This window comes from Rhodococcus sp. IEGM 27 (genome assembly GCF_033142305.1).
Taxonomy (GTDB): domain Bacteria; phylum Actinomycetota; class Actinomycetes; order Mycobacteriales; family Mycobacteriaceae; genus Rhodococcus_F; species Rhodococcus_F oxybenzonivorans.
On sequence record NZ_JAWLSG010000002.1, the window covers coordinates 316,321 to 335,365 of the forward strand.

21 protein-coding genes are annotated in these 19,045 nt (G+C 66.4%); 17 read left to right on the forward strand and 4 right to left on the reverse strand.

The features are described 5' to 3' along the window. Window positions 1–131: 131 nt before the first annotated feature. The 7 genes from R4P95_RS07850 (at window position 132) to truB (ending at window position 6,031) form a co-directional block, all read left to right on the forward strand. The gene (locus tag R4P95_RS07850) at window positions 132–422 is read left to right on the forward strand and encodes a DUF503 domain-containing protein (RefSeq protein WP_109330827.1); all 291 of its coding nucleotides are present in this window, start codon (window positions 132–134) and stop codon (window positions 420–422) included. 115 nt (window positions 423–537) lie between these two features. Further along, window positions 538–1,026 carry a 30S ribosome-binding factor RbfA gene (rbfA, locus tag R4P95_RS07855; protein WP_109330825.1) on the forward strand — a complete coding sequence of 163 codons (489 nt, stop codon included), beginning with the start codon at window positions 538–540 and terminating at the stop codon, window positions 1,024–1,026. 10 nt (window positions 1,027–1,036) lie between these two features. After that, entirely contained in the window at window positions 1,037–2,038 is a 1,002-nt protein-coding gene (locus R4P95_RS07860; protein ID WP_317746542.1) for a bifunctional oligoribonuclease/PAP phosphatase NrnA, read from the forward strand. A gap of 12 nt (window positions 2,039–2,050) precedes the next feature. Then, the gene (locus R4P95_RS07865; protein ID WP_397517643.1) at window positions 2,051–3,433 is read left to right on the forward strand and encodes an MATE family efflux transporter; all 1,383 of its coding nucleotides are present in this window, start codon (window positions 2,051–2,053) and stop codon (window positions 3,431–3,433) included. Window positions 3,434–3,501: 68 nt separating this feature from the next. Continuing rightward, window positions 3,502–4,431: a metallophosphoesterase family protein gene (locus tag R4P95_RS07870; RefSeq protein WP_109335170.1), complete on the forward strand. Its 930-nt coding sequence runs from the start codon at window positions 3,502–3,504 to the stop codon at window positions 4,429–4,431. Beyond that, entirely contained in the window at window positions 4,428–5,081 is a 654-nt protein-coding gene (npt, locus tag R4P95_RS07875) for a 4'-phosphopantetheinyl transferase Npt (protein ID WP_213571705.1), read from the forward strand. The genes R4P95_RS07870 and npt overlap by 4 nt, the downstream gene beginning before the upstream one ends. A gap of 35 nt (window positions 5,082–5,116) precedes the next feature. Continuing rightward, window positions 5,117–6,031 (forward strand): tRNA pseudouridine(55) synthase TruB, encoded by a 915-nt coding sequence (truB, locus tag R4P95_RS07880; protein WP_213571706.1) that lies wholly within the window; start codon window positions 5,117–5,119, stop codon window positions 6,029–6,031. Between the two features lies 1 nt (window position 6,032). On the opposite strand, the gene R4P95_RS07885 is transcribed toward truB, so the two are convergent. Next, window positions 6,033–6,746: a metal-dependent transcriptional regulator gene (locus tag R4P95_RS07885; protein WP_109330819.1), complete on the reverse strand. Its 714-nt coding sequence runs from the start codon at window positions 6,744–6,746 to the stop codon at window positions 6,033–6,035. A gap of 164 nt (window positions 6,747–6,910) precedes the next feature. Between R4P95_RS07885 and R4P95_RS07890 the strand changes: the two genes are divergently transcribed. The 3 genes from R4P95_RS07890 to R4P95_RS07900 all read left to right on the forward strand — a co-directional run bounded on the left by R4P95_RS07890 (window position 6,911) and on the right by R4P95_RS07900 (window position 10,853). Next, window positions 6,911–7,885, forward strand: a complete 975-nt coding sequence (locus R4P95_RS07890) for a bifunctional riboflavin kinase/FAD synthetase (protein WP_213571707.1) — start codon at window positions 6,911–6,913, stop codon at window positions 7,883–7,885. 111 nt (window positions 7,886–7,996) lie between these two features. Beyond that, the gene (rpsO, locus tag R4P95_RS07895; protein ID WP_213571708.1) at window positions 7,997–8,266 is read left to right on the forward strand and encodes a 30S ribosomal protein S15; all 270 of its coding nucleotides are present in this window, start codon (window positions 7,997–7,999) and stop codon (window positions 8,264–8,266) included. 313 nt (window positions 8,267–8,579) lie between these two features. Then, window positions 8,580–10,853: a polyribonucleotide nucleotidyltransferase gene (locus tag R4P95_RS07900; RefSeq protein ID WP_213571709.1), complete on the forward strand. Its 2,274-nt coding sequence runs from the start codon at window positions 8,580–8,582 to the stop codon at window positions 10,851–10,853. 72 nt (window positions 10,854–10,925) lie between these two features. Here the strand turns inward: R4P95_RS07900 and R4P95_RS07905 are convergent, their stop codons facing one another. Beyond that, window positions 10,926–11,339: an SRPBCC family protein gene (locus R4P95_RS07905; protein WP_317746543.1), complete on the reverse strand. Its 414-nt coding sequence runs from the start codon at window positions 11,337–11,339 to the stop codon at window positions 10,926–10,928. Between the two features lie 136 nt (window positions 11,340–11,475). On the opposite strand from R4P95_RS07905, the gene R4P95_RS07910 reads away from it, so the two are divergent. The 7 genes from R4P95_RS07910 (at window position 11,476) to R4P95_RS07940 (ending at window position 17,916) form a co-directional block, all read left to right on the forward strand. Then, the gene (locus R4P95_RS07910) at window positions 11,476–12,177 is read left to right on the forward strand and encodes a HemK2/MTQ2 family protein methyltransferase (RefSeq protein WP_317746545.1); all 702 of its coding nucleotides are present in this window, start codon (window positions 11,476–11,478) and stop codon (window positions 12,175–12,177) included. A gap of 92 nt (window positions 12,178–12,269) precedes the next feature. Next, window positions 12,270–13,616, forward strand: coding sequence for a pitrilysin family protein (locus R4P95_RS07915; RefSeq protein WP_317746546.1), 1,347 nt, complete (start codon window positions 12,270–12,272; stop codon window positions 13,614–13,616). 32 nt (window positions 13,617–13,648) lie between these two features. Next, a complete protein-coding gene (locus tag R4P95_RS07920) occupies window positions 13,649–14,755 on the forward strand; it encodes an alcohol dehydrogenase catalytic domain-containing protein (RefSeq protein WP_317746547.1) in 1,107 nt (368 codons plus the stop codon). Between the two features lie 135 nt (window positions 14,756–14,890). Further along, the gene (dapB, locus tag R4P95_RS07925) at window positions 14,891–15,649 is read left to right on the forward strand and encodes a 4-hydroxy-tetrahydrodipicolinate reductase (RefSeq protein WP_317746548.1); all 759 of its coding nucleotides are present in this window, start codon (window positions 14,891–14,893) and stop codon (window positions 15,647–15,649) included. Beyond that, window positions 15,646–16,128 (forward strand): hypothetical protein, encoded by a 483-nt coding sequence (locus R4P95_RS07930; RefSeq protein ID WP_159926277.1) that lies wholly within the window; start codon window positions 15,646–15,648, stop codon window positions 16,126–16,128. The genes dapB and R4P95_RS07930 overlap by 4 nt, the downstream gene beginning before the upstream one ends. Window positions 16,129–16,156: 28 nt before the next feature. After that, window positions 16,157–16,615: a flavodoxin family protein gene (locus R4P95_RS07935; RefSeq protein ID WP_317746549.1), complete on the forward strand. Its 459-nt coding sequence runs from the start codon at window positions 16,157–16,159 to the stop codon at window positions 16,613–16,615. Window positions 16,616–16,683: 68 nt separating this feature from the next. Beyond that, window positions 16,684–17,916, forward strand: a complete 1,233-nt coding sequence (locus R4P95_RS07940) for a winged helix-turn-helix domain-containing protein (RefSeq protein ID WP_317746550.1) — start codon at window positions 16,684–16,686, stop codon at window positions 17,914–17,916. A 3-nt stretch (window positions 17,917–17,919) separates the two neighbouring features. Here the strand turns inward: R4P95_RS07940 and R4P95_RS07945 are convergent, their stop codons facing one another. Both R4P95_RS07945 and R4P95_RS07950 read right to left on the reverse strand, forming a co-directional pair. Continuing rightward, window positions 17,920–18,354: an SRPBCC family protein gene (locus R4P95_RS07945; protein ID WP_159926281.1), complete on the reverse strand. Its 435-nt coding sequence runs from the start codon at window positions 18,352–18,354 to the stop codon at window positions 17,920–17,922. A gap of 103 nt (window positions 18,355–18,457) precedes the next feature. After that, a complete protein-coding gene (locus tag R4P95_RS07950; protein WP_213571716.1) occupies window positions 18,458–18,937 on the reverse strand; it encodes a toxin-antitoxin system HicB family antitoxin in 480 nt (159 codons plus the stop codon). Between the last annotated feature and the right edge of the window lie 108 nt (window positions 18,938–19,045).

Here is a 19,045-nt window from a genome sequence, read left to right on the forward strand (position 1 = left end):
CCCCCCCGCGCGGGCCCGGGGCGGCGCCGGGCGGCGCGCGGTGGGCGCGGGGGCCGGGCGGGCGCGGGGGGCGGGCGCGGCGGGGGGGGGGGGGCGGGGCCACCCCCCCACGTCTCCCCGAAGGAGGAAAGTTGTACGTCGGTGCGCTCGAGCTCGACATCTTGCTCGGTGACGTGCGATCTCTGAAAGAGAAGCGTGCAATGGTCAAACCGGTTCTCGCGGAGCTGCGTCGCTACGGTGTGTCCGCCGCGGAAACCGGCGAACAAGATCGGTACCGCCGGTCGATGCTGGGCGTCACCATGGCGAGCTCGGCCGTCGATCACGTACACGAAGTGCTCGACACCTGCGAGCGGCATGTTGCAGATCTGCCGGAGCTGCAACTACTCGCCGTGCGGCGGAGAATTTTCGGGCCCGAGGACTGACTCGGTATGCCCTGCCCGGCGGGTCGTCACGACGCCCCGGCGTGCAGAATGAGAAAGACAGAGCAAAAGTAGGACCACAACTTATCGAGCGGCCAGGGAGAGGAGTCTGATTGTCATGGTGGATCCCGCCCGGGCACGCAAGCTCGCCAAGCGCATCGGCACCATTGTTGCGACGGCAATCGATCACGAAATCAAGGACCCCCGCCTGGCGTTCGTGACCATCACCGATACCAAGGTGACGGCCGACCTCCACGACGCGACCGTGTACTACACCGTGATGGGCGCCGACCTCGAGTCGGAACCCGATCTCGCTGCTGCGGCCGCAGGCCTGGAGAAGGCCAAGGGTGTTCTGCGCTCCAAGGTCGGTGCCGGTACCGGCGTGAGATTCACGCCGACGCTGACGTTCGTCGCGGACACCGTGCCGGACACCGCCCGTCATATGGAAGAACTCCTCGCCCGCGCTCGTGCCGCGGACGACGAGGTCGCCCGTGTCGCTGCCGCGGCGTCCCCGGCCGGAGACCCGGACCCGTACAAGGAGCCACGAACCGAGGACTCGGACGACGTGGATGTCGACGAGCCGTCCGGTTCCCGCCAGGCGGACTGACGCCGACGACATGACCCACACTCAGGAGACGTCCCTGTCTGATCTCGATCGCCACGAGGTGTATCTGCCGCAGGCGGTCGCCGTCCTCGAGAACGCGACGTCGGTGACGGTTCTGTGTCACGTTCAGCCCGATGCCGACACCATCGGCAGCGGCCTTGCGCTCGGATTGGTTCTCGAGCGCAAAGGTATCCCGGTGCAGGTGGCGTTCGCTGCTCCGGACGAACTGCCCGAGTCGATGCGCGAATTGCCCGGCACCCACCTGCTGGTGCCGGCGGATCAGGTGCATCGAAACGTCGATCTGCTGGTCACCGTCGACTGCGGCAGCGCAGGGCGGCTCGGCACGCTCGCCGGCCGCCTCCATGATGCGGCGGAGACGCTCGTCATCGACCACCATCGGTCCAACACCCGGTTCGGACGGATGAACCTGGTGGACGAGTCGGCGGAATCGACCACTGCAGTCCTGGCTCAGATGTTCGACCTGTGGGGCGTGGAGATCGACGCCGACCTCGCGCACTGCCTCTACGCCGGCCTCGTGACCGACACCGGTTCGTTCCGCTGGGTCCAGCCCGGCACCCACACCCTCGCCGAGCGGCTACTCGCGACCGGTATAGACGGTGCCCGGATCGCCCGGCGACTGCTCGACACCCATCCCTTCGGCTGGCTGCCGATGCTGTCCACTGTGCTGGGATCAGCCACATTCGTTCCCGGCGCCGCAGGCGGCCGTGGTCTGGTCTATGCCGTCATCCGACAGGCCGATGTGCGGGGTCTGCGCTCCGAAGAAATCGAAAGCGTCATCGATATCGTCCGCACCACTTCGGAGGCCGAGGTCGCCGCGGTCTTGAAAGAGGCCGCAGACGGCACCTGGTCGGTCTCACTGCGCTCCAAGTCCGACGTGGACGTCTCGCTCGTCGCCGGATACCTCGGCGGCGGCGGACACCGGTTCGCGGCCGGGTACACCGCAGTCACCTCCGTCGACGAGATCGTGGCGTCACTCGTCGAGTCGCTCGGCTGAGGTTCGGGTCAGTTGGCGGAAGTCTCGGAGAGCACGGGCGATCTAACGGCTGGGACGAAGGTTTCGGGCGATGTCGCTGCCCGCACGGTGTTCGGTCTTGCGCTCCCGGCACTGGGGGTGCTTGCCGCGGAACCGATCTATCTGCTGTTCGACATCGCTGTCGTCGGACGGCTCGGTGCGCTGGCACTCGCGGGTCTTGCGGTCGGCGGACTGATCCTGGCGCAGGTCAGCACCCAGCTGACGTTTCTGTCTTACGGGACCACGGCCCGCGCTTCGCGGATGCACGGTGCCGGCGACGAGCGTGGTGCCGTCCGCGAGGGGGTGCAGGCGACGTGGCTGGCGCTCATCATCGGCGTGACGGTGGTCGCGCTCGTTCATCTGCTGGCCGGTCCCGTGACTTCGGCGATCGCCGGTGGCTCCGACATCGCGCACGCGGCGGCGAGTTGGTTGCGCATCGCCGTGTTCGGCGCCCCGTTGATCCTGATCGCGATGGCCGGCAATGGCTGGATGCGCGGCATGCAGAACACCGTGCGGCCCCTACGGTTCGTGATCGCGGGCCTCGTCGTGTCGGCGATCGCCTGTCCGCTGCTCGTACACGGACTGTGGGGCGCCCCGCGCCTCGGACTCGAGGGTTCGGCCGTGGCGAATGTGATCGGCCAGGCAGTGTCGGCCAGTCTCTTCGTCGGTGCGCTGGTATTCGAACGAGTGCCGCTGCGTCCGCGGTGGGGCGTGATGCGGGCTCAGATGATCCTCGGCCGGGACCTGATCCTCCGGAGTCTGGCGTTCCAGGCGTGTTTCCTCTCGGCAGCCGCAGTCGCATCCCGGTTCGGGGCCGCAGCTGTCGCCGCACATCAGGTGGTCCTGCAGTTGTGGAATCTGGTCGCACTCACCCTGGATTCCCTCGCGATCGCGGCACAGGCCTTGGTGGGTGCCGCATTGGGCGCGGGGCACGCCCGCGGGGCCACCCGCCTCTCGTGGCGTATCACGCGGTGGTCCACGCTCTTCGCGTCGGCGTTGGCGCTCATGTTCGCGCTCGGTCACAGTGTCGTACCCCGCCTGTTCACCTCCGATACTGCGGTGCTGGACGACATGGCGGTGGTGTGGTGGTTCTTCGTTGCCATCATTCCCGTGGCCGGAGTGGTCTTCGCTCTCGACGGTGTGCTTCTCGGGGCGGGAGATGTCGTGTTTCTCCGGAATGCCACGCTGGCCTGCGCGTTGGTCGGCTTCCTGCCCTTGATCTGGCTGTCAATGCTCCGCGACTGGGGTCTGGCGGGAATCTGGACGGGGTTGACCGTGTTCATAGTGCTTCGGATGCTGGCGGTCGTCTGGCGCGTCGGCACCGGCCGCTGGGCGGTGACCGGTGCCGACCTTCAGGTCCGGTGCCCCGAGTCCTGACGCGGAGTGAAACGCGAACCGGTGAAGCGAGCGATCGACAAGGAAACAGATCGGGAAGGGGAGTGGACGTGGCAGCCAAGTTGATGGCCGTGAGCGACACCCATGTCGGACACCGGGGAAATCGCCCGATCACCGAGGAGATCTACCCGGATTCCCCGGAGGACTGGCTGATCGTCGCGGGTGACGTCTCCGAGAAGACCGACGACATTCGCTGGGCCCTGAAGCTGCTTCGGAGCAGGTTCGCCAAGGTCATCTGGGTGCCCGGCAATCACGAGCTGTGGACGACGGCCAAGGATCCGGTCCAGATGCACGGCGTCGCGCGCTACGACTACCTGGTCACGATGTGCCGCGAGATCGACGTCATCACTCCCGAGGATCCGTTTCCGGTGTGGGAGGCAGAGGACGGCCCGGTCACGCTGGTTCCGATGTTCCTTCTCTACGACTACACGTTTCTGCCCGCCGGAGCGGCCAACAAGGAGGAGGGCCTCGCGATCGCGCGGGAGAAGAACGTGGTGGCGACGGACGAGTTCCTGTTGTCGAGCGAGCCGTACGGCACCCGGGATGCGTGGTGCCGTCACCGCGTGGAGACGACGAAGGAGCGCCTCGATGCGCTGCCCGCCGGCACCCGGACGGTGCTGATCAACCACTTTCCCCTCGTGCGTGAGCCGACCCAGGTGCTGTGGTACCCGGAATTCTCGTTGTGGTGCGGCACCGAGATGACGGCGGACTGGCATACCCGGTACAACGCGGTCTGTGCGGTGTACGGGCACTTGCACATTCCGCGTACCACCTACTACGACGGCGTGCGGTTCGAAGAGGTCTCTCTCGGCTATCCGAGGGAGTGGCAGCGGCGTGGCCTTCCGGAGAAACTGCTCCGCCAGATCATGCCGGTGCCGGAGTATCCGCCGGGGACGCTCAACAAGTGGGGCGGTCACTTCAAGGTGACTCCCGAGCAGGAGGCGGAAGTGGAGAAGATGCGGGCGAGGGGGACTTTGTGATCGAGAGGATCCTGCCCTCCGGTGTGGCGTCTGCCGAGCTCTTCGAAGACCCACCGGGTTTGCGTCCGCATCCGCAGGAGGAGGCGCTGATCGGGCGGGCGGTCGAGAAACGCCGCCGCGAATTCACCAGCGCCCGGCACTGCGCGCGACTGGCCATGGCGAAGCTGGGTGTGGACCCTGCCCCGATTCTCCGGGGAGAGAAAGGCGCGCCGGTGTGGCCTCGCGGCGTCGTCGGAAGTCTGACGCACTGTGACGGCTACCGCGGCGCCGTGCTCGGGTATGCGATGCAGGTGCGGTCCGTCGGAATCGACGCCGAGCCGCACGAGGCTCTGCCCGAGGGTGTGCTCGACGCGGTGAGCCTCGAAGTGGAACGGAAGTGGCTGTCGGGGACGGACGACTCGGTGCACTGGGACCGGCTGCTGTTCTGTGCCAAGGAGGCGACGTACAAGGCATGGTTCCCGCTCACCGGGAGATGGCTGGGTTTCGAGGACGCACACATCACCTTCGAGGCCACGGACGGCGGCACGGGCACCTTTCATTCAAATCTGCTCATTTCGGGGGAGACCCTCGACGGGCCGCCGCTGGCGTCGTTCGACGGACGCTGGATGGTGTCGGACGGCCTCATCATCACAACAATTGCGGTGCAGTGAGAGTGCCGCTTGCCGGGCTGGCAGAATCGGAACACGTGCCTGCGCGTGAAAAGCCTTCGTCCGGTCTCGTCGGTGCCGGTCTGCTCATCGTCGACAAAGACGCCGGGATCACCAGCCACGATGTCGTGGCGCGGTGCCGCAAACTCCTCGGAACCCGGAAAGTCGGGCATGCGGGCACTTTGGATCCCATGGCGACGGGCGTCCTCGTCCTCGGTGTGGAGCGGGCGACGAAGATGCTCGGGCTTCTGGCGTTGACCACGAAGGCGTACACCGCGACTATTCGGTTGGGGCAGTCGACCGCCACCGACGACGCCGAGGGCGAGACTCTGGCGTCGGCCGATGCCTCTGCTGTGCGAGACGAGGAGATCGCCGCACACGTGGCGCTCCTCACGGGCGAGATTTCGCAAATTCCTGCGAGTGTCAGCGCCATCAAGGTCGACGGGCAACGCGCCCATGCCCGGATTCGTGCGGGCGAGGAAGTGGAACTGGCGGCGCGCTCGGTGACGGTGTCCCGCTTCGACGTGGTCGCGCGACGCGACGAGGACACGTTCGTCGATCTGGATGTCGAGGTGGAATGTTCGTCCGGCACCTACATTCGTTCTCTCGCCCGCGATCTCGGCGCCGCGCTCGGGGTGGGCGGTCACCTGACAAGGTTGCGGCGAACTCGAGTCGGGCCATTCACACTGGACCATGCCCGAACCCTCGAACAGTTGGCCGAGGAGCCGGCGGTCAGCCTCGACATCGACGCGGCAGCGCAGACTGCGTTCCCGCACCGACTCGTCGATGCTGCGGAGGCCGAGTCGATCAGTCAGGGCCGGTGGCTCGAGCCGGTCGGAATCAAGGGTGTGTACGCCGCCATCGACCCGGGCGGGTCGACCATCGCACTGCTGCAGGAGCGCGGCAAGCGTGCCAGTTCGGTGATGGTGGTTCGTCCGGCGACGCTGAGATAGCTCACACCAGCCAGATGGCCTGGGCCGCCGGGTTGCCCAGTTCGACGGAGTCCGGACCGGCGTCGAGCCGGACTGACACCGTCCCCGCGTAGTCGCGTCGCTCGAGCACCGTCACTTCGACGTCCAGTGCTACTCCGACCGAATCGAAATAGCGCAGCATGGCCGGGTCCGAGTCGGAGATCCGCGCGATCCGGCCGCTTTCGCCGTTCGCGAAGTGACTCAGCTGGCGGGCCGGGGGAGTCGGAACCGAACCGTCGACCGACGGGATGGGGTCACCGTGGGGATCCCGCTCCGGGTGTCCCAGCTTGGCGTCCATCCGGTTGATCATGAGATCGGACACGGCGTGCTCGAGTATTTCCGCTTCGTCGTGGACCTCGTCCCAGCCGTACCCCAGTTCGCGCACCAGATACGTTTCGATGAGCCGGTGGCGACGGACCATTCCGATGGCGGCCACCCTGCCCGCCTCGGTGAGTGCGATGGAACCGTAGCGGGCGTGATCGACCAGCCCCTGATCGGACAGCTTCCTGATGGCCTCCGACACGGTGGACGCCGACACGCCGATCTTCTCGGACAACAACTTGGTGGACACCCGCTCCTGCGACCACTCCCCGGTGGTCCAGATGACCTTGAGGTAGTCCTGCGCCACAGCCGACAAGGAGCCGGTCTCCGATGCCGTGTCCTCGGTCGCGATCTGGTCATTTTTGTTTCCGGCCACGCCCCGAGCTTAGGCAAGTCTTACCGGACAGACACATCGACACACCTCGAAGGCGGACTCGCGGGGGAAGAACGGCGAGGTGACGGCACGTCCGCCTACACGATCCCGGGGGACCGGCCGGTCCGGAGATGAACATCGGCGCGCCGCACCGTAGGCTGCCAGTCGTGCTGAGATGGCGTGGTCTCGACGAGGTTCCTGCCGACTGGGGTCGTTGTGTACTCACGATCGGCGTATTCGATGGCGTGCACCGAGGTCACGCCCAACTGATCAGCCGGGCAGTGTCGGCTGCACGCAAGCGTGGAATACCCAGCGTGCTCATGACTTTCGACCCACATCCCATGGAAGTGGTTCGCCCGGGCAGTCATCCCGCCCAGTTGACGACGCTGGCCCGCCGCGCCGAACTCGCGGAAGACCTCGGGATCGACGTGTTCTGCGTCATGCCGTTCACCGCCGAATTCATGAAGCTGACGCCGGAGCGGTATGCCCACGAAATTCTCGTGGAGCGTCTGCACGTGGCCGAGGTCGTCGTCGGTGAGAACTTCACCTTCGGCAAGAAGGCCGCGGGCAACGTCGACCTGCTGCGTCAGATCGGCGACCGGTTCGGGTTCGCGGTCGACGGCGTCACGCTGCTCGCCGAGCACGCCGTCACCTTCTCCTCCACCTACATCCGTTCGTGCGTGGATGCCGGTGACATGGCCGCCGCGACGGAGGCCCTGGGCCGGCCCCACCGGGTAGAGGGGGTCGTCGTCCACGGGGACGGTCGCGGGCGTCAGCTCGGTTATCCGACGGCCAATGTCGCGCCTCCGATGTACGCAGCCATCCCCGCGGACGGGGTCTACGCGGCCTGGTTCACCGTGCTCGGGCACGGCGTCGATCTGGGGACGGTCACCTCGGGGGAGCGCTACATGGCGGCCGTGTCGGTCGGCACCAACCCCACGTTCTCGGGCCGCACCCGCACGGTGGAGGCCTTCGTTCTCGATCGTGAGGCCGACCTCTACGGCCAGCATGTCGCTGTCGACCTGGTCGAGCGGTTGCGCGGGATGGAAAAATTCGACTCCGTCGACGATTTGATCGTCGCGATGGGGCGCGACGCGGAGCGCTCGCGCGAAATCCTGTCCGCCTCGGACAGCGCAACGTAATCGAGCCGCATTTCAGCTGGTAAAGTAGTCCGCTGGCGTGCGCTGCGGTTCGTGGTGGCCGCGTCGAATATCGATCCTTTCACGCGAACGTCATTACCAGGAGTGAAAACAGTGGCATTGACCACCGAACAGAAAAAGCAGGTTCTGGGCGAGTACGGCCTGCACGAGACCGACACCGGTTCGCCGGAGGCGCAGGTGGCCATGCTCACCAAGCGCATCGTCGATCTCACCGAACACCTCAAGATGCACAAGCACGACCACCACTCCCGCCGCGGCCTGTTGCTGCTGGTCGGACGCCGTCGTCGTCTGCTCAAGTATGTCCAGAAGGTCGACATCGAGCGTTACCGCTCGCTGATCGAGCGTCTCGGCCTGCGTCGCTGAGTTTCGTGGCACGGCGATCATTCGATCGCCAATCACTCCGGTAGCCGGCGTGGCCTTGCTTAGACTGGGCCTCGCTGGCTATCGGCGTTCGCTGCCGTAGGGCAGCACTACCGTATGCACCCGAGAATGTGGTGTCGGTCTTCGGTAGTGGTCGTCCGGACACGGTCCGGGGGACTTCGATCGACGGCCGCCTCCGCACAGCGACATCCCGAGATCTCGAGAGGGGGATGTCCCTCAGGTGCGCAGTTCTCGCCAGGAGGGTGAGAACGCCCGCGCGGGTACGGCGAAGACGAGAGGGAAGTGAAGAGAAAAGATGACAGAGAACTCCGCAGTAGAGATCGATGAGGGCGTGTTCGAATCCACCGCCGTGATCGACAACGGGTCCTTCGGCACTCGCACCATTCGATTCGAGACCGGCCGCCTCGCCCAGCAGGCCGCCGGCGCCGTCGTCGCCTACCTCGACGACGAGACCATGTTGCTGTCGGCCACCAGCGCCAGCAAGCACCCCAAAGAGCACTTCGACTTCTTCCCCCTGACGGTGGACGTCGAGGAGCGGATGTACGCGGCCGGTCGCATTCCCGGCTCGTTCTTCCGCCGTGAGGGCCGGCCCTCCACCGACGCCATCCTCACCTGCCGCCTGATCGACCGTCCGCTGCGCCCGTCATTCGTCGACGGCCTGCGTAACGAGATCCAGGTCGTCGTCACGGTGATGAGCCTCAACCCGCAGGACCTCTACGACGTGGTCGCCATCAACGCGGCGTCGGCGTCCACCCAGATCGCCGGCCTGCCGTTCTCCGGTCCTGTCGGTGGTGTGCGTGTAGCGCTCATCACCTCGGCGGAGAACAAGGCCGGCCAGTGGGTGGCATTCCCGACGGTCGAGCAGCTCGAGAACGCAGTCTTCGACATGGTCGTTGCCGGCCGCATCGTCTCCGGTTCCGGTGACGACGCCGATGTCGCGATCATGATGGTCGAGGCGGAGGCCACCGACAACGTGATCGCCCTGATCGCGGACGGCGCTCAAGCGCCGACCGAGGCGATCGTGGCCGAGGGCCTCGAGGCGGCCAAGCCGTTCATCGCGCGGCTGTGCACCGCTCAGCAGCAGCTCGCGGCGAAGGCGTCGAAGCCCACCGGCGAGTTCCCCGTCTTCCCGGCCTATCAGGACGACGTGTTCGCCGCGGTCGAAGAGGCCGCCGCCGAAAAGCTGAGTGCCGCACTCACCATTGCCGGCAAGCAGGAGCGCGACGACAAGACCGACGAGGTCAAGGTCGAGGTGCTCGAGCAGGTCGCACCCAAGTTCGAGGGACGTGAGAAGGAACTCGGCGCAGCGTTCCGTTCGCTGACCAAGAAGCTGGTACGTCAGCGCATCCTGCGCGACCAGTTCCGCATCGACGGTCGTGGAATCACGGACATCCGTTCGCTCTCCGCCGAGGTCGCCCTCGTGCCGCGGGCACACGGTTCCGCGCTGTTCGAGCGTGGCGAAACCCAGATCCTGGGCGTCACCACCCTCGACATGGTGAAGATGGCGCAGCAGGTCGACAGCCTCGGGCCCGAGACCACCAAGCGGTACATGCACCACTACAACTTCCCGCCGTACTCCACCGGAGAGACCGGTCGTGTCGGTTCGCCGAAGCGCCGCGAGATCGGACACGGCGCGCTGGCCGAGCGGGCACTCATGCCTGTACTGCCGAGCGTCGAGGAGTTCCCCTACGCCATCCGTCAGGTGTCGGAGGCCCTCAGCTCCAACGGTTCCACCTCGATGGGTTCGGTGTGTGCGTCGACGCTCGCGCTGCTCAACGCCGGTGTGCCGCTGAAGGCTCCGGTTGCCGGTATCGCCATGGGTCTGGTGTCCGATCAGGTCGACGGGGAAACCCGCTACGTGGCCCTCACCGACATCCTCGGTGCCGAAGACGCATTCGGTGACATGGACTTCAAGGTCGCGGGCACCAAGGACTTCGTGACGGCCCTCCAGCTCGACACGAAGCTCGACGGCATCCCGTCGAAGGTCCTCGCCGGCGCGTTGTCGCAGGCCAAGGATGCGCGTGCGACGATCCTCGACGTCATGGCCGAGGCCATCGACACTCCGGACGAAATGAGCCCGTTCGCTCCGCGCGTGACGGCCATCAAGGTGCCCGTCGACAAGATCGGCGAGGTCATCGGGCCCAAGGGCAAGATGATCAACTCGATCACCGAGCAGACCGGCGCCAACATCTCCATCGAAGATGACGGCACCGTGTTCGTCGGTGCGACGGACGGCCCGTCCGCGCAGGCCGCGATCGACATGATCAACGCCATCGCCAACCCGCAGCTGCCGAAGGTCGGCGAGCGCTTCCTGGGCACGGTCGTCAAGACCACCGCCTTCGGTGCATTCGTGTCGCTCCTCCCCGGCCGCGACGGGCTGGTGCACATCTCGAAGCTGGGCTCCGGCAAGCGCATTGCCAAGGTCGAGGACGTCGTGAGCGTCGGCTCCAAGTTGAGGGTCGAAATCGCCGACATCGACAACCGCGGCAAGATCTCGCTGATCCCGGTCGAGGAGGACGGCGCTGCGCCGGCCACCGAGCAGGACGAAGAGCAGGCAGCCGAGAAGTAGGTCTCCCCCGGCTCCTGCCGAGCGGCCCCGCACGTTACTCGTGCGGGGCCGCTCGCGTATTCGGGACCACTGTCAGGTGGCGGGTGCCGGGCCGGCGACGCGGGCGAGCCGCCGAACGAGAAGGGCGATGATCGGCCCGTAGGTGGCGGCCAACACCGGCTCCACCGGCCCGGGCGCCGACAGCGTCATCGTGATTCGCGAGCCGGAACCGAGAGGTTCGACGGAGTGCTCGAGGTCGATGGGACCCACCCGCCAGGTCCAGGACCGACCGGGCGTCTTGGCGGAGATGACCACCGGAACCGGAATGAACCACAGCACCCGTGCTGCCCCGCAGCGCCCGCACTGCACCTCCGGAGATCCCAGAGCCCAGGCACCGCGAATGTGCGGAGCCCATTCTGGCCACCGTGACGGCCGTGACAGCAGGGACCATATCGCGTCGGCCGGCGCGGGAGAATCGGCGGAATAGGAACGGGGCGCCCCCGTCATATACCCGATTCGCGAAGTCTTCAGCCGGCTCGGACGGGATCCGACGTGAACACCGGATGAAATGCGGCCAGTCGAGTTGCATGTAACTGTGGGTCCCTCCCACGCTGGTCATCAACGGCGTGGGAGGGAGCCGGTCATGTTGTTTCGCCTGCCCGGGGTCTATCGGCCTCAGCGGGACACCTGGTTGCTCGCCGAGGTACTCGCCGGACGAAAGCTCGGGCCGGGAACGCGTGTGCTCGATTTATGCTGTGGCACCGGCGCATTGAGTGTGGCCGCCTGTGAAGGTGGCGCGGGATGGGTCACCGCCGTCGACGTGTCTCGCCGCGCCGTGATCAGCACTTGGCTCAACTCCAAGCTGAACCGCCGGACCGTGCGGGTGGTGCGGGGCGATCTCGTCGACCCGGTGCGGACGCTGCGCTTCGATGTGGTGGTGGCGAATCCGCCGTACTCGCCGGCGTCGGACGACTCTGTTCGCGGTCGCGGTCGCGGGCGCGTTCTCGGGCTGGCCTGGGATGCGGGAATCGACGGGCGCGCCGTCCTCGACTGCCTCTGCGTCGCGGTCCCGGAACTCCTTGCTCCGGGCGGCACTCTTCTCCTCGTCCAGTCTGTTCTGAACGGTGTGGAGAAGTCGCGAACCATGCTCGAGGAGCGGGGTCTGCGGGTCGAGGTCGTGGCCTCGGAACACGTTCCGTTCGGCCCAGCACTCGCCGGCCGCGCGCGGATGCTGGAGGAGCGGGGAATGATTCTCCCTGGGCAGCGAACCGAGCGGATCGTCGTACTGGCCGCCACGGATGTGGGGTCGAGAGCCGGTTTACGCCCAGGTAGCTTCGACGAGTGATCCCGCCGGAGGCGGAAACGGGTCGGTCGGTGTCTCCGTGTAAAGTTTGCCGTTCGACGTCGCCCAGTTTTCGAGGACCGCTGAACCACTACATGGCCAAGATCGATCGCCGCCGCGTCGCGGCCCCCACTGCAGCGTCGACCCTGCGTGAACCGGATCCCGGTGTCGAGCGCACTGTGCTTCCCGGCGGTCTCCGCGTTGTCACCGAATACGTTCCCGGCGTGCGATCCGCATCCGTCGGTGTGTGGGTCGGTGTGGGATCCCGTGATGAGCAACCCACGGTCGCGGGAGCCGCGCACTTCCTCGAGCATTTGCTCTTCAAGGCCACTCCGTCACGCAGTGCCCTCGACATCGCCCAGGTGATGGACGGTGTAGGAGGCGAACTCAATGCTTTCACCTCGAAGGAACACACCTGTTTCTACGCGCACGTGCTGGATGAGGATCTGCCCCTGGCAGTCGACCTGGTAAGCGATGTGGTGCTTCGAGGCCGCTGCCGTTCCTCGGATGTCGACGTGGAGCGCCAGGTGGTCCTCGAGGAAATCGCGATGCGTGACGACGATCCCGAGGACTTGCTCGGCGATGCCTTCCTCACGGCCCTGTACGGCGACCACCCCGTCGGCCGTCCCGTGATCGGCAGTGTCGAGTCGATCGAATCGATGACTCGCACCCAGCTGCACTCGTTCCACGTTCGCCGGTACACACCGCCGCGGATGGTGGTGGCGGTGGCCGGGAACGTCGACCACGAGCACACGGTGGAGATGGTGCGCCGGGCGTTCGCCGGTCATCTCGAGGAGGCGGCCGAGCCCGCCCCTCGCCGCGCCGGTGCGTTGCGGCTGCGCACAGCGCCCACGCTGAGCCTCACCAACCGCGACAGCGAACAGGTCCATCTCTCCCTCGGCGTTCGGGCGTTCGGCAGGCACGAGTCGCATCGGTGGGCGCTGTCGGTGCTCAATGCCGCCGTCGGGGGCGGGCTCAGTTCCCGTCTCTTCCAAGAGGTGCGCGAAATCCGCGGGCTCGCGTATTCCGTGTACTCCGGCGTCGATACGTTCGCCGACACCGGTGCGTTCTCGGTCTATGCGGGCTGCCAGCCCGAGAACCTCGGCGAGGTCGCCACGGTCATCCGAGAGGTGCTGTCCACCGTCGCCGCCGACGGCATCACAGACGCCGAATGTGCCCGCGCGAAGGGGTCTCTGCGCGGGGGTCTGGTGCTCGGCCTGGAGGATTCGGGATCGCGGATGCACCGCATCGGCAAGAGCGAACTGAACTACGGCAACCATCGCAGCATCGCCGAAACCTTGGCGAAGATCGATGCGGTCACCACCGACGAGGTTCGTGACGTGGCGAGGGTGCTGTTGCAGCGCCCCTTCGGCGCCGCCGTCGTAGGGCCGTATCGGCGCAAACGTGATTTGCCCGCGTCGGTGCGTGGCATCGTCCGGTAACGAGCTACCCCCGACAACAGGAGGCGTGCGAGATGAAGATTCGTGGAGCAGTGCTCGAAGAGATCGGCCGAACACGACCCTTCGCGGAGTCCGCGCCCATCTCTATCGCCGAACTCGAACTGGACGAGCCGGGTCCGGGTGAAATTCTGGTCCGGATCGAGGCTGCGGGACTGTGCCATTCGGACCTGTCCGTCGTCGACGGCAATCGGGTCCGGCCGGTTCCGATGTTGCTCGGTCATGAGGCGGCCGGGCGTGTCGAGCAACTCGGCGCGGGCGTGGACGACCTCAGCGTCGGACGACGGGTCGTCATGACGTTCCTGCCGCGCTGTGGCCAGTGCGAGGGCTGCGCCACCGACGGCCAGATGCCGTGCGTGCCGGGTACGAAAGCCAACAACGACGGAACCCTGCTCGACGGCGGCTCGCGTCTGCATCGGGGCGACGAGTCGGTGCACCACCACCTCGGAGTGTCCGGTTTCGCCACGCATGCCGTGGTCAACCGCCATTCTGTCGTTCCTGTCGGTGACGACGTGCCCGCCGATGTGGCCGCGGTACTCGGATGCGCTGTTCTCACCGGAGGCGGAGCCGTTCTCAACGCCGGCAATCCGCGCCGCGGTCAGGCCGTCATGGTTGTCGGGCTCGGTGGGGTCGGAATGGCCGCGATTCTCACCGCCGTCTCGCGGGGTGCCGGCGAGGTCATCGGGGTCGACTCGGTGCCGGAAAAGCTCCAGGCCGCACTCGAACTGGGTGCGACGGCGGTATACACGCCTGCCGAACTGGTAGAGGCCGGCATACGGGCGCCCATCGTGATCGAGGCCGCCGGCAATGCGCGAGCTTTCGAATCGGCCGTGTCCGCCACCGCCCCCGGCGGAAAAACCATCACCGTCGGGCTGCCGTCCCCACAGGCGCGTTCGTCGATCTCGCCGTTGACCCTGGTGGCCGAGGCCCGCACAATCATCGGCAGCTACCTCGGATCGGCTGTTCCCGCCCGAGACATCCCCGTCTACGAGGATCTGTGGCGTTCGGGGAAGCTGCCCGTGGAGAAGCTGATTTCGTCCCGCATCTCACTCGACCAGATCAACCACGGCATGGACGAACTCGCCGAGGGCCGCGCGATCCGCCAGATCATCGTCTTCGATTGATCGCACCCGGCTACGGGTGTGGAAGCTACGGGTGAGGAGAGGAAGATCTCCCGGTCGGCCCCTGCACTTCGGTCGTCACCCGGTGGTTGCGTAGGCTTTCGGGCGAATCGATGTGACTGGACGGAGCGTGGAGAAGTGAGCGCAGCAGCACCCATCAGGGTCGGAGTTCTCGGAGCCAAGGGCAAGGTCGGCCGAGCGATCTGCGAGGCGGTGGAGCAGGCGTCGGACCTCGAGCTCGTGGCGGAGGTCGATCACGGCGACCGGTTGGAGGTGTTCACCGAGTCCGGTACTGAGGTTGTCGTCGACTTCACGCACCCCGATGTGGTGATGGACAACCTGAACTTCCTCGTTGCCAATGGCATTCACGCAGTGGTGGGAACCACGGGCTTCGATGACACCCGCCTCGACACGGTGCGGTCGTGGCTGGCCGATCAGCCCTCGGTCGGGGTCCTCATCGCTCCCAACTTTGCAATCGGAGCCGTTCTGTCGATGCGGTTCGCCGAGGCCGCCGCGCGCTTCTTCGACTCCGTCGAGGTCATCGAACTGCATCACCCCAACAAGGCGGACGCACCGTCCGGCACCGCCTACCGGACCGCGGCGCTCATCTCCGAGGCGCGCCGCAAGGCGGGCCTCGGCCTCAGTCCGGACGCCACCACCACCGAACTCGACGGTGCCCGCGGCGCCGATGTGGACGGTGTCCGGGTGCACTCGGTCCGGCTCGCCGGGCTCGTCGCGCATCAGGAGGTCATCCTGGGAACACAAGGGGAGACGCTGACCATCCGGCACGACTCGATCGACCGCAATTCCTTCGCTCCCGGCGTACTCCTCGGGGTGCGGCAGATCGCGTCCCGCCCCGGCCTCACCGTGGGTATCGACCCGCTTCTCGACCTGTGAAGAGTAACGAGTCGACCAAGACGGTCGTCACGATCGCATTGCTTGTCGCCGCGCTCGTGTTCTACTTCGTGCTGCTCGGTCAGCGCGGGATCGCCCTGATCCAGGACGGCGGGGTCGCCGCGGTGGGGCTCGGCGTCGGAGTTCTCATCCTTCCGTTCCTCGGTGCGTGGATCGTCTACGCGACACTCCGGGCAGGCCTGCAACATCAGAAACTCGCCCGTCGCATCGGCGACGAGGGTCTCGAACTGGACGTCACGAATCTGCCGAAGCGTCCGTCCGGACGAATAGACCGCGACGCTGCCGACGCCCTCTTCCAGCAGGTCAAGGCGGAATGGGAGGCGGATCCCGACAACTGGCGGAGCTCGTACCGGCTTGCCCGCGCTTACGACTACGCCGGCGACCGCGGCCGCGCCCGGGAGACGATGAAGCGGGCCGTGGAACTGGAACGTCTCGAACGCGAGAGCGGGGCGGGGCAGTAGTGCCGCAACCGGTCGTACGCTGACGACTGTGCCATCACTCCTCGTCGTCCACCACACCCCGTCGCCGGTCACCCGCGAGTGCCTCGAAGCGGTGCTGAAGGGTGCCCGGGACCCCGACATCGAGGGCGTCGAGGTGCGGTCGATACCCGCTCTCGGGGCCACCGTGCCCGACGTCCTCGCCGCCGACGGCTTCCTGTTCGGGACGTCCGCCAACTTCGGTTACATGTCGGGAGCGCTCAAGCACTTCTTCGATACGGTGTACTACCCCTGTCTCGACGCGGTCGCGGGCCGCCCCTACGGTCTGTGGGTACACGGCAACAACGACACAGCCGGCGCGGTCACGTCGGTACAGAAGATCGTGACCGGCCTCGCACTCACGCAAGCCGCCGAAGCGCTCGAACTCATCGGTGCGGTCGACGCGGCAGCACGTGAGCGCTGTTACGACCTCGGTGCGACGGTGGCAGTGGTTCTCGCCGAGGGCATCTGACGCCCGCTGGGACGTGTCGATCCGCGATCCTGCCTCATACTGTCAGTACCTGGTGACAGGATGCGGTCATGCGTGAGATGACCGCCGCCGCGGCCAGAAAGTCGGCACTGTGGGCGCAGGGATTTGCCGATGCCAGGCCGACGGGTATCCCTACCCGACGGCACATCCGCTCGGTTCTCGACCGGATCCGGTTGTTCCAGATCGATTCGGTGTCGGTGGCGGCTCGGGCCCACTACGTTCCGCTGTTCAGCAGAATCGGCGTCTACGACCGGGGACTGCTCGACTCGGCGGCGTGGTCGCACCGTGCCCGCACGCCGCGCATGCTCGCGGAGTATTGGGCGCACGAGGCGGCGTTCATCCCGGTCGAGGACTGGCCGTTGTTCCGGTGGCGTATGCACCGCTACCGGCACGGCAGGTGGGCAGGCGAGGCCCGGGTACTCGACCGCAATCCCACCCTCGCCGCCGATGTGCTAGACGTGATCCGGGCGGTGGGTCCCAGCAGCGCCCGCGACGTGGAGAAGCACCTCGAGGTCGATCGGCCCGATCGCAAAGGGCCGTGGTGGGACCGCAGCGACACCAAGGTCGTATGCGAGCAGTTGTTCGCCGCCGGGGCCCTCGCGGTCGACAAACGAGTCGCGTTCACCCGTCACTACGATCTCACCGATCGAGTGCTGCCCGAAAGCATTCTCGCGCAGGAGTATTCGGAGGAGGAGTCGATCCGGCGACTCGTCGGCCGGTCCGCACGGGCACTGGGAGTAGCGACGGAGTCGGACCTGCGCGACTACTACCGGCTGTCCCCGGCGCAGATCAAGCCCGCAGTCGAGGACCTCGTCGAGGACGGTGTGCTCCACGCGGTCACCGTGCGAGGCTGGGACGTTGCGGCCTACATGCATCGCGACGTCCGGACGCCGCGGCGGGTAGAGGGCGCTGCGCTGTTGTGTCCGTTCGATCCGCTTGTATTTTTCCGACCGCGGACGGAGCGGATGTTCGACTTCCGGTATCGCCTCGAGATCTACACTCCCGCGCACAAGCGGGTGCACGGTTACTACGTCTTTCCGTTCCTACTCGACGGCGAGTTGGTAGCCCGAGTCGATGTGAAAGCCGACCGAGCGAGGGGAGCGCTCAAGGTGCGGTCGGCCTTCGTCGAAGCGGGAGCGCGTCCCGAGCGGGTGGTGGAGCCGCTGCTGTCCGAGCTGTACCGGATGGCGGAGTGGCTCGAGCTGGGCGAAGTCACGGTAGACAAGCGTGGAGATCTCGCCCCACTTCTCGCGGCCGCGGCGAAGCGACCGCGAGAAGTGTGAGCGCTACAGGCTTTCGACGAACTTGGTGAGACCCTTGCTGGCCGTCTCGAGTGCAGTTTTCTGCGCCTTCTTCACGAGGAAACCGGGCAACGGGATCTTGGGATCGACCGTCAGCTCGAAAGTCACCTTGGTACCGGAGCCTGATTCGGTCAAAACATACGAGCCGTCCTGCGCATTTTGCTGACCGCTCTCGACGAGGTGCCACGACACGGTGTCGTCACCCTCGAAGGTGTAGTCGACCACCTGCTCGTCGCTGATGCCGAGAATGGAGACGTTCATCCGAACACGGTGGGGGCGGCCGTCGTCGTGGGTGCTTTCGATGGTCACCGACTTGTGGGCAGACGACCACTCGGGCAGCCGATCCACCGCGGCGATCGCGGCCATCACCGTGGCCGGATCGGCCTTGATCTCGAACTCTTTGACGCCGGAAACGGCCATATTTTTCGCTCCTTCGAGCCCGTGGCGACTCTCACCGTGTGGCTGTTGCGACGTAATTAGACCACCGTCGGTGCCGGGGCCATGGAGGGAGTGCGGCGCCGCTTCAGAAATTGTTGCCGAGGTTACGGCGCATATGGTCTTTGAGGGCGCCCTGCACTGCCTGGGACACCCACGAGTTCAGCGACACTCCGTTCTGTGACGCGGCCTCCTCTGCCTTCGACTTGATCTGATCCATCAGCCGCAGAGTGACGCGGCTGATGTCACCTGTGGCGTCATCGAAGGCCGCGCTGATGTCTTCGGCGGTGGTGGTGTTCTTGTCCTCCGCTCCTGCGGTGTCTGCGGTGGTACGGGCAATGTCGACCCCGACCTCGGTACCCTCCAGTCGCACCTTCACGGTGCGACTCTCGAGCACAGAAGACACCTCACCAGCGAATTCAGTGAGTGCGGACAGCAGGAGGAGCCGGGCCGCCGGTTCGACGGCTACCGCGAGCGCCGCCGCTGTGTCCCGGGTCCGGTCGTCGCCGAGGGCTGCGGCTGCCGTGAGGTCGTCGCGCAGCCGGGCGACGTAACTGTCGAGGTTCATGACGCCAGCATGACGTCATCTGTGACGTCGGTCAAGGGTGTCGGTCGAGGGGTGGCTGCGACCGCCGCACGGGCGCCCCCACCCGCACGGAGCCCGAATCACGGCGCA

Coding starts and splice junctions, on each gene's coding strand:
- R4P95_RS07860 (WP_317746542.1), top strand. CDS start 1,037: ATGACCCACACTCAGGAGACGTCCCTGTCTGATCTCGATCGCCACGAG.
- R4P95_RS07950 (WP_213571716.1), bottom strand. CDS start 18,937: ATGAACCTCGACAGTTACGTCGCCCGGCTGCGCGACGACCTCACGGCA.
- R4P95_RS07945 (WP_159926281.1), bottom strand. CDS start 18,354: ATGGCCGTTTCCGGCGTCAAAGAGTTCGAGATCAAGGCCGATCCGGCC.
- R4P95_RS07900 (WP_213571709.1), top strand. CDS start 8,580: ATGACAGAGAACTCCGCAGTAGAGATCGATGAGGGCGTGTTCGAATCC.
- R4P95_RS07910 (WP_317746545.1), top strand. CDS start 11,476: ATGTTGTTTCGCCTGCCCGGGGTCTATCGGCCTCAGCGGGACACCTGG.
- R4P95_RS07920 (WP_317746547.1), top strand. CDS start 13,649: ATGAAGATTCGTGGAGCAGTGCTCGAAGAGATCGGCCGAACACGACCC.
- R4P95_RS07915 (WP_317746546.1), top strand. CDS start 12,270: ATGGCCAAGATCGATCGCCGCCGCGTCGCGGCCCCCACTGCAGCGTCG.
- R4P95_RS07940 (WP_317746550.1), top strand. CDS start 16,684: ATGCGTGAGATGACCGCCGCCGCGGCCAGAAAGTCGGCACTGTGGGCG.
- R4P95_RS07905 (WP_317746543.1), bottom strand. CDS start 11,339: ATGACGGGGGCGCCCCGTTCCTATTCCGCCGATTCTCCCGCGCCGGCC.
- rbfA (WP_109330825.1), top strand. CDS start 538: ATGGTGGATCCCGCCCGGGCACGCAAGCTCGCCAAGCGCATCGGCACC.